The following is a 12,390-nucleotide window of genomic DNA, read 5'->3' on the forward strand; positions in this document are numbered from 1 at the left end:
GGGCCGCTCCGTCCCGGCCCGCCCCCCGCGGGGGCCGGCGGGGGGCCCGCCCCCCCCCCCCCCCCCCGCCCCTCTGCGTCGTCTCCGGCTCGCGTCGCCTCTAGCTCTTCGAGCAGCGCGGCAGCGCCTTCGTGTCGCCCTTGCGGAGCTTCTCCAGCGACTTCGTGGCGTCGTCGATGGTGTCGACCTTGATCAGGGTGAGGCCGTCGGGCGTGTCGGCGGCGGCCGCCTCACAGTTGTCGGCCGGGGTGAGGAAGTACTCGGCGCCGGCGTTGCGCGCGCCGACCAGCTTCATCTCGATGCCGCCGATCGGGCCGACCTGGCCCTTGTCGTCGATGGTGCCGGTGCCGGCGATGAAGCGGCCGTCGGTGAGGCTCTCCGGGGTGAGCTTGTCGACGATGCCGAGGGCGAACATCAGACCGGCGCTGGGGCCGCCGACGTCGGCCAGGTTGATGTCGATCGTGAACGGGAAGACGTGGTCGGTGCCGGCCTGGATGCCGACGACGGCCCGGTCGCCCTCCTCGGAGGTCGTGGTCCTGATGACCACCTTCCGGGTGACGGTGGGCTCCCTGTGGGCCTTCTCGGCGGCGGCCGCCTCCTTGGCCGGGACGATCGTGAACTCGACGTCCTGGCCGGGCTTGCGCTTCGTCACCTGCTTGGCGACGTCGCTCTGCTCCTTGACCGGCACGCCGTCGACGGCCTTGATGACGTCCCCGGCGTGCAGCTTGCCCTCGGCCGGGGCGCCCTTGACGACGGTGGCGACGACGACCCGGGCGACCACCGGGATGTTCAGCTCCCCGAGGGCCGCCACCTTGGCGCTCTCCTGGGACTGGCTGAACTCCTCGGCGTTCTCCTGGCTCGACTCCTCCTCGGTCTTGCCGTCCGGGTAGAGCGTGTCGTGCGGCACCACCACGTTGTCGTGGGCGAGCCATCCGTAGACGGCCTCGACGGCGTTCATCTTGTAGTCCGCGCTGGTGACGCGGACCGTCGTCATGTTGAGGTGACCGTCGGTCGGGTAGGTCTTGCGACCCGAGATCTGGAGGACCGGTTCTCCCCTGGCCTCGCCGAGGGTGTTGACCGTGGGACCCGGGCTCATCTCCGCGTACGGCACCGGGATCAGGACGCCCGCGATGAGCAGACAGATCAGGACCAGGGTGGAGGCGAGCATCGTCGCGGTGCGGCGTGGCATGGAACGACAGTACGGGACTCGTCTGTGGGTGCACCCCTGGGGCGGTCCGTACGAGGCGGCCCGCGTCAGCCGGACGTGGAGGTGGTGACGGCGGAGGCCGTCGCGGCCGGTTCTCGCTCGGGACGAACGGAATCGGCGGTGGTGACGTGGGACCGCTCCATGGCGTCCCGGAAGCGCGCGTACCCGGCGAGTTCCGCCACGTCACCTATGGTCTTGTTCCTCGAAGCCCAGCTTCCCCATATCGCCGCGCCGACGACTGCGAAAAGCGGAATCAGCAACCAGGCCAGCGCTGCCATCCCGACCTCCCATCCCCAGTGAGTTGATCAGCAGACTGTGTCATCTGTGGGATCAACGCTCGCGCGTGGGGGGCGGTTACGCAAATCGGGCGTTCGGCTACACCCTGTCGGCGCGCCGCCTTGCCGCCCCCAGCAGGCCCCGGCCCTCCCCCGGACGTCGTCCGGGGGGACCCCCAGCCAGGAGCGAAGGGTCAACAGGAGCCGACCCACTCCTCGGTGCCGTCGGAGAACGTCTGGTGCTTCCAGATCGGGACCTCGTGCTTGAGGTCGTCGATGAGCTTGCGGCAGGCCTCGAAGGCCTCGCCGCGGTGGGGGCAGGAGACGGCGACGACGACCGCGATGTCGCCGACGGTGAGGTCGCCGACGCGGTGCACGGCGGCCAGGGCGCGCACCGGATAGTTCGCGACGACCTTCTCGGCGACGCGGCGCAGCTCCGCCTCGGCGGTCGGATGGCAGGAGTAGCCCAGGGCGTCGACGTCCGCGCCGCCGTCGTGGTTGCGGACGGTGCCGACGAAGAGCGTGGTGCCGCCGGAGGCGTCGTCTCCGACGGCCCGGAAGACCTCGTCGACCGAGAGCGGGGTGTCACGGATCGCGAGCAGCTTGATCGGGTCGTCCGCTGCCTGCTCGCCGGGGTGGTCGTACGTCTGCGCCATGAGCCCATGGTGCCGTACGGCTCCGACATCCCGTAAGGGACCTTTCGCCCTGCGGACGGGACCCTCCGTAGGAGGGTCCTACAAAGCCCGCCCCGGGTCCTACAGGCCGCGGCGCTTCCGCATCTGCCGCACCAGGGCCGCCGTGCCGAGCAGCGCCACCGTCGCACCGGCCGCACCGGCCGCCGTGGCGTCCTTGCGGCCCAGGCGGCGGCCGGCGACCGTGTGACGGCCCTCGACCTCCTCCAGGAGCGCGGCGAGGACCTCCTCGTTCGTCCACTTCGGGCGCCAGCCGGCGTCGTGCAGCCGTCCGACGCTCACCACCCACGGGTGCATCGTGTAGGCGAGGTCGCCCGCCGGGGACGGGGTGAGCCCGATCCGGTGGAGGCGGGCCGCCGTGCCGAGGGCGACCGCCGAGGGCAGCTCCATGCGCCGGATCCCGGAGAGCTCCTCGACCTCCTCCTGCTCCAGCCAGCCCTCGCAGCCGACCGCGAACTCCCCGTCGACCTTCTCCAGGGCCGCGTACTCCAGGGCGCTCACCAGGTCCTCGACGTGGCAGAACTGCCAGGTGGGACGGGATCCGGCGACGACGAGCAGCCGGGGCGACTCGAAGTAGCGGGTCAGCGCCGTGTCCGTACCGCCCACGAGGACGGCGGGGCGGACGACGGTGACGTGGAGGCCGGGGTGGGCCCGCGGCGCGCGGCGGCCGAGGCGCTCGATCTCCAGCATGTCGCCGACGCCGGTGGCCTCCGCCGTCGCCCTGAGCTCGGCGTCCTCGGAGAGCGGGATGTCGTTGTCGGGCAGGGCGCCGTAGACCATCGCGGAGGTGCAGAGCACCACCCGGTGGACCCCGGCCGCCGCGGCGGCGGTCAGGACGGTCTGAGTGCCGCGCACGTTGTAGGCCGTACGGGCGGCGGGGTCGGTCTCCAGGTCGAGGTCGACGGCGAGGTGCACGACGACGTCCGCGCCGCGCAGCTTCTCGGCGATCGCCGGGTCGCGCACGTCCAGGATGTGCCACTGTGCCTCGGCGACCTCGCCCCGGCGCTCGTCGATGGCGACGACCCGCTTGATCTCCTCGGAGGCGGCGAGGCGCCTGGTCAGCAGGTCACCGACGCCGGAGGCGGCACCGGTGACCGCGACGACGGGGCCGCGCACGGCGGACCGGGTTGAGGGGTTTCGCGCTCCGCGAACCTGTGGATCTGGGGAACTCACCGGGCGTCTCCAGCGGTTGTCTTCAGTACGCACGCGCATGACGCGTACGGACCAGGTGGCGTCCATCCTGCCGCAGGGCACGGCCCGGCGGAGCACCGAGCCCATTTCCGGCCCGGATGTCTACGCTGGTGGTGTGCGGGGCCTGTCTGGACAGGCCCTGGTCGGGCAGTCGCCGTCGGCAGGAGGCCGGCGGCCCTACGAGCCGAGGAAACCTGTGAGTGACACCCCATTCGGATTCGGCCTTCCGCCGGAGGAGCCGGAGAACGGCGACGAGGGCAAGAAGAAGGACCCCGCCGGAGGTGGCCAGGGGTCCGGTGGCAACCCGTTCGGTGCGAACCCGTTCGGCTTCGGCGGGCTGCCCGGCATGGGCGGTCCCGGTGGCGCGGACAATCCGTTCGCCGCGATGTTCGGCTCCCTGAACCCCAACGATCTGGGCGCGGCCTTCCAGCAGCTCGGGCAGATGCTCAGCTACGAGGGCGGTCCCGTGAACTGGGACATGGCCAAGCAGATCGCCCGCCAGGTGGTGGCCCAGGGCACCCCCGACGGCGTCAAGGACGCGAGCGTGGGCCCGGCCGAGAAGTCCGCGGTCGAGGAGGCCGTGCGCCTGGCGGACCTGTGGCTCGACCAGGTCACCTCGCTGCCCTCCGGCGCGGGCACGGCCGTGGCGTGGAGCCGCGCGGAGTGGGTCGAGGCGACGCTGCCGGCGTGGCAGCAGCTCGTGGACCCGGTCGCCGAGCGGGTCGGCTCGGCGATGGGCGACGTCCTGCCGGAGGAGATGCAGGCCATGGCCGGCCCGCTCATCGGCATGATGCGCTCGATGGGCGGCGCCATGTTCGGCCAGCAGATCGGGCAGGCCGTGGGCGCGCTCGCCGGTGAGGTCGTGGGCTCGACGGACGTCGGTCTGCCGCTGGGCCCGGCCGGACGTGCCGCGCTGCTGCCGCTGAACATCGAGGCCTTCGGCAAGGACCTGGGCGTGCCCTCGGACGAGGTGCGGCTCTACCTGGCCCTGCGCGAGGCCGCGCACCAGCGTCTCTTCGCGCACGTGCCGTGGCTGCGGGCGCACCTCTTCGGGGCGGTCGAGGGCTACGCGCGCGGAATCAAGGTCGACACCTCGAAGCTGGAGGAGGCGGTGGGTCAGCTCGACCCGACGCATCCGGAGCAGCTGCAGGAGGCACTCCAGCAGGGCATGTTCCAGCCGCAGGACACCCCGGAGCAGAAGGCGGCCCTGGCCCGTCTGGAGACGGCGCTCGCGCTGGTCGAGGGCTGGGTGGACGCGGTGGTCCACGAGGCCGCCAAGTCGCGGCTGACCTCGGCGGACGCGCTGCGCGAGACGCTGCGCCGGCGCCGGGCCTCGGGCGGTCCGGCCGAGCAGACCTTCGCGACGCTGATCGGTCTGGAGCTGCGTCCGCGGCGACTGCGGGACGCGGCGCGCCTGTGGGCCTCGCTCACGGACGCGCGCGGGGTGGACGGCCGGGACGGGCTGTGGGAGCACCCGGACATGCTGCCGACGGCGACCGACCTGGACGACCCGGACGGCTTCGTGCACCGCGAGCACCTGGACTTCTCCGAGCTGGACAAGATGCTCGGCGAGGCGGCCAAGGGCGAGAACCGCGAGGACGGGGACACCGAGAAGTGAGCCTGTACGACGACGCGGTCCTCGTCCTGAAGGGGTACGAGGACCAGCCGGAGCTGCGCGATGTGTATCTGGACCACCTCGCGCAGCACCCCGACGGCATGTACAAGCCCTGCGAGGCGGGGCACCTGACCTCCAGCGCGCTGGTGATCGACCCGTCACGCGGGCGCGTGCTGCTGACCCTGCACAAGAAGCTGGGCATGTGGCTGCAGATGGGCGGTCACTGCGAGCAGGGCGACGCGACGGTGGAGGAGGCGGCGCTGCGCGAGGCGGCCGAGGAGTCGGGCATCGCGGGTCTGACCCTGCTGCCGGGCGGTCCGGTGCGGCTCGACCGGCATCCGATCCCGGCGCCGTGCCACTGGCATCTGGACGTGCAGTACGCGGCGCTCGCCCCGGCGGACGCGGTGGCGGAGATCAGCGAGGAGTCGCTGGACCTGCGCTGGTTCGCGTACGAGGACGTGGCGGCCGTGGCCGACACGTCGGTGGTGGAGCTGCTGAAGGGCACGCTGGCGCGGCTGGCGTGACGGACAGCCGTGAGGGCCGGTCGCCGTGCGACCGGCCCTCACGCGTGCTCAGTTCCAGGCGTTGTTCTGGTTCTGGGCGTGGGCGCCGTGCTGGCCGGCGCCGAACTGGGCGGCGATGCCCTGTCCGATGGCGGCGTTCTGCGGGGGCATGACCTCGCTCGGCTGGACGAGCGCGAAGCCCTGGCCGAGGAAGCTGAGCTCCCAGCCCTCGCCGGTGTTGCCGCGGCGGCGCATGACGCTGGAGTTGGTCGTCTGCGCCTGCATCTGGACGCGCAGCCCGGTGGACCAGGCGACGATGGCGTCCGCGTCGACGCTCACGTACTTCTCGGGCGTGACCTGCATCATCAGCGGCTGCCCGGAGGTCATCAGGGCGACCTTGCCGCGGCCGGAGATGTTGAGCTGGTACTTGCCGGTGCCGGAGACGCCGTACTGGCTGTCGACGGCGATCACCTCGGTGTGGAGGGTCGAGTCGAGCGCCAGGACGTAGGCGCTGTCGACGGTCAGGCCGTCCTGTTCGACCTCCACGACGTGGACGTGCTGGGCGAGGTTGGCGAAGTAGACCGTGCCCTGGCCGGAGCAGCGCATCAGGTCCAGGCCCTCACCGGTGCGGGCGCGGGCCCGCCGCTGGTTCGGGGTCTGGTACTCGCCGTCGAAGTCGATGAGTCCCTGGTACGCGACCATGGCGCCCTTGCGGGCGAGGACGTCGTCCTGCCCGGTGAGGCTGACCCGCAGGAGCTGCGGGTTCTGGATGACGTACCGCTCCTGGCTCTGCTGTTCCGCGTGGTTGAAAAGCGGGCTCTGCATGGTGTGTTCTCGCTCCCCCTCAGCCCCGGACCCGCAGGCGGTCGGTGCTGTCCTCGCTCGGCTGTACGACGACGATGCCCTGGCCCGAGAAGGCCATCTGGTAGGCCTCGCCGCTGCCCCGCCCGATGAGCGAGGACGCCTTGAAGCTGCGCTTGCCCTTGACCTTGAGCGCGGGCGACCAGGCGACGAGCGCGTCGGGGTCGACGTACGTCTCGTCCTCGCCGCGGCCGCAGTCGACGACGATCGGCGTGCCGCGCGAGGTGAGCGCGACCCAGCCGGTGCCGGCGATCTCCACGTTGAACAGGCCCTGGCCGGCGAACTTGGCGAGCCCCTTGACCCGCTCGACGCCCCACTGGAGGTGGGCGTCGAAGGCGAGCACGTTGGTGCCGTTGACCGAGATCGAGTCGTTCTGGAGGTTGATGACGACGACGTCGGCGCCGTAGTCGGCGAGGTAGAGCAGGCCGTCGCCGGTGCACTTCATGATGGGTGCGCCCTCGCCGGTGGCCCACTGCTGGGCGACCTGGCGGACGGCCGGCGGGTTGGGCTCGTAGCTGATGAAGCCCTCGTAGGCGACCATCGAGCCGGTCCGGGCGTACAGGTCCTGGCCGGAGGCCATGGCGACCTTGAGCATGGTGCGGCCGTGGTTCTCCATGCGGGCCGCGACGGGGGTCGGGGCGTAGCCCGCGAGTTGCTGGTTCATGACGGGCTCCCTCAGACCTCGTAGGGCTGGACGACGATGAAGTTGCCGGGGGCTCCCCGGAACTGGAGGTTCACGGTCTCCCCGCTGTGGCCCGGGTAGGCGTTGCGGCGCAGCCTGACCTGGCTGGAGAGGATGACCTGGGACGCGGACGACCAGGCGACGACGGCGTTGCAGTCGGCGAAGGTGGTCGGCGTGACGGGCAGGACGACGGGGACGCCGTGGGTCTTCACGACGACGGTGCCGGTGCCCTGGAACTGCATGGTGAACAGGGCGCCGCCGGGGATGCCGTGGCCCTCGATGCGGCGGACCTCGTACTGCAGGGACTCGTCGAACGCGAGGACGTTCTCGGCGGAGACGCAGATGCCGTCGCCCTGGAGCTCGATCGGGTGCAGGTGCGCGCCGTTCTCGGCGAGGAACACCTGGCCGCGGCCGGTGCAGCGCATGAGCTGCATCTCCTGGCCGGTGGCGTTGCCGACGATCCGGCCGGCGAAGCCGGCGCCCTTGTAGCCGAAGTCGACCTTGCCCTGGTACATGACCATGGAGCCCTGCCGGGCGAGGACGGGAACTCCGCCCATGGCGAGGTCGACCCGCATGAGCTGCTGGTTCTGCGGGGTCCAACGGGCGCCGGTGGCGGTCTCCTTGTACGGGGCGAGCGCGGCGGCGAGCCCGGCGCCGGTGGCCGGGACGCCCTGCGGGACGCCGGGCTGCTGGCCGTACGCCGGGGGCTGCTGCCCGTACGGGGCGGGGGCGGGCTGACCGTAGGGGGCCTGCGGCGGCTGGCCCTGACCCGGGTACTGGCCGGGTGCCTGGCCCGGGATCTGCCCGGGGTACTGGCCGGGCGGCTGGCCCGGGACCTGACCGTACTGCGGCTGCTGCGGCGGCTGCCCGTAGGGGCCGGGGGCCGGCGCGGGCGGCGGCACGGGGGCCGTCGGGGCCATGGGCGCGACCATCGTGGGCGCCGTGTGCACCGGCGGCGCGGGCGGCGCCGGCGCCGGCGGGGCCTGCGGCGCGCCGAACGCGGGCGCGGGGGCCGGGGCGGGCGCGGCGGGCGCGCCGAACGCCGGAGGCGCGGCCGCCTGCGGCGGCGGGGCGAATCCGGGGGCCGCGGCCTGCTGCTGCGGGGCCGCGGGCTCGTCCTCGGCGACCTCGCCGCCGAAGTTCCGCAGGAGCGCCTCGAGGCCTCCGTCGAAGCCCTGGCCGACGGCGGCGAACCGCCACACGTCCTTGAGGTAGAAGTCGCCCAGCATCACAGCGCGTTCGGTGGTGAACTCCGCGCCCGTGAACGCGTAGCGCGCGACCTCCTCGCCGCCCGCCACGATCCGCAGGTGACCGGGGCCGACCTGGGACATCTGGCCGGCGCCGTCGATCGTCGCGGTGAACGACAGCTTGTGGATGTTCGCGGGGATGCGGTCGAGGGTGACGCGGAAGGACTCGGTGTCACCGGACTGCGCGCCGAGCAGCTGGATGGACTCCTCGGGCGACTTCGGCTGGTTGAAGAAGACGAAGTAGCGGTCGTCGGAGAGCCGCTCCTCCGCGTCGAGTCCGAAGCAGCTGATGTCGAAAGTCAGTCCGGGTGCCGAGATCTGCACGCCCACGTACAGATCGGTCCCCGCGGTCAGATCACTGATCTTGGCCTTGTGGCCGCGTTGGAATTCCCTGGCCATGCGTAACGACCGTCCCCCATCCCGAATGGCGAATGCTCGCGCCAGGCTAACCGCTGTGCACGACATTGAGACAGGCCAGGTCGTTTTCGGTACGGAATCGGGAAACCGGCACGCGCGCGCGTGCCGGCGCCGTCACCCCTCGCGGGCCTCCGGAAGGTGGGGCAGGCGCTGGGCGGCGACCACGCCCTCCAGGTAGCCGCGCGCCCGCTCGGTGCGCGGGTACGCCTCCAGGAGCCGCCAGAACCTCGGTCCGTGCCCGGGGACGAGCAGATGGGCCAGCTCGTGCAGGAGGACGTAGTCGACGACGTACTCGGGCATGCCCTGGAGCCGGTGGGAGAGGCGGATGCTGCCCTCGGAAGGGGTGCAGGAGCCCCAGCGGGTGTTCTGGTTCGTCACCCAGCGGACCGAGCCGGGGCGGGCCCGGCCGCCGAAATACTGCTCCGAGAGGCGCAGCGCCCGCTCGGTGAGCTCACGGTCGCCGAGGACGCTCCTGCTCTCCTGGGCGGCGAGCTTGTCGAGCATGACGCCCACCCAGCGGCGCTCCTCGGCCTCCGACATGCGGGCCGGGATGAGCACGATGGTCCGGTCGCCCTCGCGGTAGGCCGAAACGGATTTCCTCCGCCGTGGGCTTCTGCGGACCTCGACCGCACTCGTCCCCGCCCCGCGGGGCGGTTCGCTGGTCACGCTGCGCTGTGGGTCGGCGGGCACGGCCCCGACGTTACCCGCTCACGGCGGCGGAAGTCCCGCCTCGGGAGTGGTTTCGGGAACGATCCGACCCGACCGCGCACCATTTGAATGACTAATCCTCCGACCTGTGGACAACTTTCGGCGGCCGTCCCGGCGACGGGGCATTCTCACCCGGGACGGCACGAAAAGCCGCTGTCGATCATGAAATGCGGGTCACGGGCGAGGACGGACGGGGGCGGGGTAATGCATCCGATGGTGAAACCGGCGCTGCGGCGGGCCTGGCGGAGTCTGCGGTGCGTCCAGTTCGGCGTCGCCCCCGCCCACGCGGTGGTGCTCGGCCCGGTCGACCGGGCGACGGGGGCGGTGCTCGGGCTCCTCGACGGCACCCGCGGGACCGCGCTGCTGCGGGCCGAGGCGCGGGCCCTCGGGCTCCCGGACGGACGCCTGGAGGCGCTCCTGGGCCGTCTCGAGTCGGCCGGGCTCCTCACGGACGCCGCGACCGGACGGCCCGGGAAGGCGGGCCCGGCCGCCGGCGCGGTGGACGTCGCGCTCGACCCGCTCCGCGCGGACCTGGCCTCCCTCTCCGTGGTCCACCCCGAACCGGAGCGGGCAGCGCGGACCCTGACGGCCCGCCGCGCCCTGCGCGTCCAGGTCCGGGGCGCGGGGCGGGTCGGGGCGACGGTGGCGGCGCTGCTCGCGGCGGCCGGAGTGGGCACGGTCGAGGTCCTCGACTCGGGCCGGGTCGAGCCCTGGGAGACGGCCCCGGGCGGCCTCCCGGCGGAGGCGGTCGGCGAGCGCCGTGCGACGGCGGCGAGACGCCTGGTGGGCCGCTGGGCCAGGGAGCCGGGACGGGCCGGCGGATCGCGGGTGCGGAGCAACCGGAGCGGCCCGGGTGAAGGCCGCGGTGAGCCGGGGCTGTCACTCGTCGTGGTGACGCCACGGGACGGTCTCGGCGCGTACGTCCCCGATCCACTCCCGGCCGAGCCGTGGATCTCCACCGGAACCCCGCATCTCTACGCGGGCGTCCTGGAGGCGACGGGGGTGGTCGGGCCGCTCGTGCTGCCGGGAGGCACGGCCTGCGCGCGGTGCCTCCAGGAGGAGCGGACGGACCGGGACCCGGTGACGCCCCGGCTGCTCGCCCAGTGGCGCTCGGGTGCCCCGCATCCGCTGCCCGCCTGCGACCTCGGGCTCGCGACGGCGGTGGCGGGTCTTGCGGCCGCGCACGCGCTGGCGTTTCTGGACGGGGACCTCCCGGCGAGCACGGGCACCCGCTGGGCGGCGTCACTGCCGCTTCTGGAGTGGCGGGCGGAGCGGCTGAGACCGCACCCGGCCTGCCCCTGCGGCGCGGCGCGCGGAGCAGAAGGGGAGCGCGCCTCGGCGGCCGGGGACGCGCACGACACAATGGCGGGGTAACGGCCCTGCGCGGCACGGCAGTCTGGGTTTTGGAGGGGCGTATGTCTGATCTTCCCCGGAAGGCGGTCACCCGGACCGCGAAGTTGGCCGCGTTGCCGCTGGGCTTCGCGGGCCGGGCCACCTGGGGGCTTGGCAAGCGGATCGGCGGCAGATCGGCGGAGCTCGTCGCCCGGGAGCTCCAGCAGCGCACGGCCGAGCAGCTGTTCCGCGTTCTGGGCGAGTTGAAAGGCGGGGCGATGAAGTTCGGACAGGCCATGTCCGTCTTCGAGTCGGCCCTGCCGGAGGAGGTCGCCGGGCCGTACCGGGCGGCGCTGACGAAGCTTCAGGACGCGGCTCCGCCGATGCCGACGCGCACGGTGCACGCGGTTCTGGAGGAGCGGCTCGGCGCCGAATGGCGGGAGCTGTTCCTGGAGTTCGAGGACAAGCCGGCGGCGGCGGCCTCGATCGGTCAGGTGCACCGGGGCGTGTGGCACGACGGGCGCGAGGTCGCGGTGAAGGTGCAGTACCCGGGCGCCGGGGAGGCACTGCTCTCGGACCTGACGCAGTTGAGCCGCTTCGCCCGGCTGCTCGGCCCGCTCGTCCCGGGCATGGACATCAAGCCGCTGATCGCCGAGATGCGGGACCGGGTCTCCGAGGAACTCGACTACTCCCTGGAGGCGGAGGCCCAGCGGATCCACGCGGAGGAGTTCGCGGACGATCCCGACGTGGTCGTGCCCGCGGTGGTGCACCAGTCGGACCAGATCCTCGTGACCGAGTGGATGGACGGGGTCCCGCTCGCCGAGGTGATCGCGGACGGCACCGAGGAACAGCGGGACCGGGCCGGCCAACTGCTCGCCCGCTTCCTCTTCTCGGGCCCGGCGCGGACGGGTCTTCTGCACGCCGATCCGCACCCGGGGAACTTCCGGCTGCTGCCGGGCGCCGACGAGGACGAGGGGCCGGAGGGCTGGCGGCTTGGCGTCCTCGACTTCGGCACCGTGGACCGGCTGCCGGGCGGGCTGCCGGAGACGATCGGGACCTGTCTGCGGATGGCCGTGGCCGGGGAGGCCGAGACGGTCTACGAGCTGCTGTGCGCGGAGGGCTTCGTGAAGGAGTCCGTCGCGCTCGACCCGGAGGCGGTCCTGGAGTACCTGCTGCCGATCATCGAGCCGGCGGAGGTGGAGGCCTTCGTCTTCACCCGCGGGTGGATGCGGGCCCAGGCGGCGCGGATCGCGGACCCGCGCTCTCCGGCACACCAGTTGGGCAAGCAGCTGAACCTGCCGCCGGCGTATCTGCTGATACACCGTGTGACGTTGAGCACGATCGGGGTGCTGTGCCAGCTGAACGCGACGGTACGCCTCCGCACGGAACTCACGGAGTGGCTGCCGGGCTTCGACTAGGGCCCGCCGCGCGGGACCCGCACCCGGCCTGGGCATCGCTCCGGCCCACGCCCGTGTGGGCCCGCGCCCGGGCGGGCGGTGCCCACGCGCCGTGTGGGCAATCGTCCCTCCCCCAGACTTCGTCCGGGGGGACCCCCAGGGCGGGACGGGTGGGCACACGGACGGCGCCCTCAGCGGCGCCTCCGCGTTCCGAGCCTGGACCCGCACCACCAGTGCACTGCGCACGGGGTGCGGGTCCATGC

At 72.8% G+C, this 12,390-nt stretch carries 12 protein-coding genes; 4 read left to right on the forward strand and 8 right to left on the reverse strand.

The window, feature by feature from the left end:
* Window positions 1–100: 100 nt before the first annotated feature.
* The 4 genes from ABT041_RS38600 to ABT041_RS38615 all read right to left on the reverse strand — a co-directional run bounded on the left by ABT041_RS38600 (window position 101) and on the right by ABT041_RS38615 (window position 3,347).
* Window positions 101–1,189 carry a YlbL family protein gene (locus tag ABT041_RS38600; RefSeq protein WP_351193741.1) on the reverse strand — a complete coding sequence of 363 codons (1,089 nt, stop codon included), beginning with the start codon at window positions 1,187–1,189 and terminating at the stop codon, window positions 101–103.
* A gap of 65 nt (window positions 1,190–1,254) precedes the next feature.
* Window positions 1,255–1,389 (reverse strand): hypothetical protein, encoded by a 135-nt coding sequence (locus ABT041_RS38605; protein ID WP_351193774.1) that lies wholly within the window; start codon window positions 1,387–1,389, stop codon window positions 1,255–1,257.
* Between the two features lie 287 nt (window positions 1,390–1,676).
* A complete protein-coding gene (locus tag ABT041_RS38610; protein ID WP_351193744.1) occupies window positions 1,677–2,138 on the reverse strand; it encodes a molybdenum cofactor biosynthesis protein MoaE in 462 nt (153 codons plus the stop codon).
* Between the two features lie 99 nt (window positions 2,139–2,237).
* Window positions 2,238–3,347, reverse strand: coding sequence for an SDR family oxidoreductase (locus tag ABT041_RS38615; protein WP_351193747.1), 1,110 nt, complete (start codon window positions 3,345–3,347; stop codon window positions 2,238–2,240).
* Between the two features lie 214 nt (window positions 3,348–3,561).
* Between ABT041_RS38615 and ABT041_RS38620 the strand changes: the two genes are divergently transcribed.
* Window positions 3,562–4,983 (forward strand): zinc-dependent metalloprotease, encoded by a 1,422-nt coding sequence (locus ABT041_RS38620; RefSeq protein ID WP_351193750.1) that lies wholly within the window; start codon window positions 3,562–3,564, stop codon window positions 4,981–4,983.
* Window positions 4,980–5,504, forward strand: a complete 525-nt coding sequence (locus ABT041_RS38625) for an NUDIX hydrolase (protein ID WP_351193753.1) — start codon at window positions 4,980–4,982, stop codon at window positions 5,502–5,504. The genes ABT041_RS38620 and ABT041_RS38625 overlap by 4 nt, the downstream gene beginning before the upstream one ends.
* 48 nt (window positions 5,505–5,552) lie before the next feature.
* Here ABT041_RS38625 and ABT041_RS38630 read toward each other — a convergent pair whose 3' ends face one another.
* The 4 genes from ABT041_RS38630 to ABT041_RS38645 form a co-directional block, all read right to left on the reverse strand.
* Window positions 5,553–6,308 (reverse strand): AIM24 family protein, encoded by a 756-nt coding sequence (locus ABT041_RS38630; protein WP_351193756.1) that lies wholly within the window; start codon window positions 6,306–6,308, stop codon window positions 5,553–5,555.
* Between the two features lie 19 nt (window positions 6,309–6,327).
* Window positions 6,328–7,008, reverse strand: a complete 681-nt coding sequence (locus ABT041_RS38635; RefSeq protein WP_351193759.1) for an AIM24 family protein — start codon at window positions 7,006–7,008, stop codon at window positions 6,328–6,330.
* An 11-nt stretch (window positions 7,009–7,019) separates the two neighbouring features.
* The gene (locus ABT041_RS38640) at window positions 7,020–8,672 is read right to left on the reverse strand and encodes a TerD family protein (RefSeq protein WP_351193762.1); all 1,653 of its coding nucleotides are present in this window, start codon (window positions 8,670–8,672) and stop codon (window positions 7,020–7,022) included.
* A 132-nt stretch (window positions 8,673–8,804) separates the two neighbouring features.
* The gene (locus ABT041_RS38645; protein ID WP_351193765.1) at window positions 8,805–9,380 is read right to left on the reverse strand and encodes a M48 metallopeptidase family protein; all 576 of its coding nucleotides are present in this window, start codon (window positions 9,378–9,380) and stop codon (window positions 8,805–8,807) included.
* 222 nt (window positions 9,381–9,602) lie between these two features.
* Between ABT041_RS38645 and ABT041_RS38650 the strand changes: the two genes are divergently transcribed.
* On the forward strand, window positions 9,603–10,772 hold the full coding sequence (locus ABT041_RS38650) for a TOMM precursor leader peptide-binding protein (protein ID WP_351193768.1): 1,170 nt from the start codon (window positions 9,603–9,605) through the stop codon (window positions 10,770–10,772).
* Window positions 10,773–10,813: 41 nt separating this feature from the next.
* Entirely contained in the window at window positions 10,814–12,148 is a 1,335-nt protein-coding gene (locus ABT041_RS38655; RefSeq protein WP_351193771.1) for an ABC1 kinase family protein, read from the forward strand.
* Window positions 12,149–12,390 lie beyond the last annotated feature (242 nt).

Origin of the sequence: Streptomyces sp. NPDC002825 (genome assembly GCF_040295385.1) — a bacterium.
GTDB lineage: Bacteria > Actinomycetota > Actinomycetes > Streptomycetales > Streptomycetaceae > Streptomyces.

Coding starts and splice junctions, on each gene's coding strand:
- ABT041_RS38655 (WP_351193771.1), top strand. CDS start 10,814: ATGTCTGATCTTCCCCGGAAGGCGGTCACCCGGACCGCGAAGTTGGCC.
- ABT041_RS38630 (WP_351193756.1), bottom strand. CDS start 6,308: ATGCAGAGCCCGCTTTTCAACCACGCGGAACAGCAGAGCCAGGAGCGG.
- ABT041_RS38610 (WP_351193744.1), bottom strand. CDS start 2,138: ATGGCGCAGACGTACGACCACCCCGGCGAGCAGGCAGCGGACGACCCG.
- ABT041_RS38635 (WP_351193759.1), bottom strand. CDS start 7,008: ATGAACCAGCAACTCGCGGGCTACGCCCCGACCCCCGTCGCGGCCCGC.
- ABT041_RS38640 (WP_351193762.1), bottom strand. CDS start 8,672: ATGGCCAGGGAATTCCAACGCGGCCACAAGGCCAAGATCAGTGATCTG.
- ABT041_RS38600 (WP_351193741.1), bottom strand. CDS start 1,189: ATGCCACGCCGCACCGCGACGATGCTCGCCTCCACCCTGGTCCTGATC.
- ABT041_RS38650 (WP_351193768.1), top strand. CDS start 9,603: ATGCATCCGATGGTGAAACCGGCGCTGCGGCGGGCCTGGCGGAGTCTG.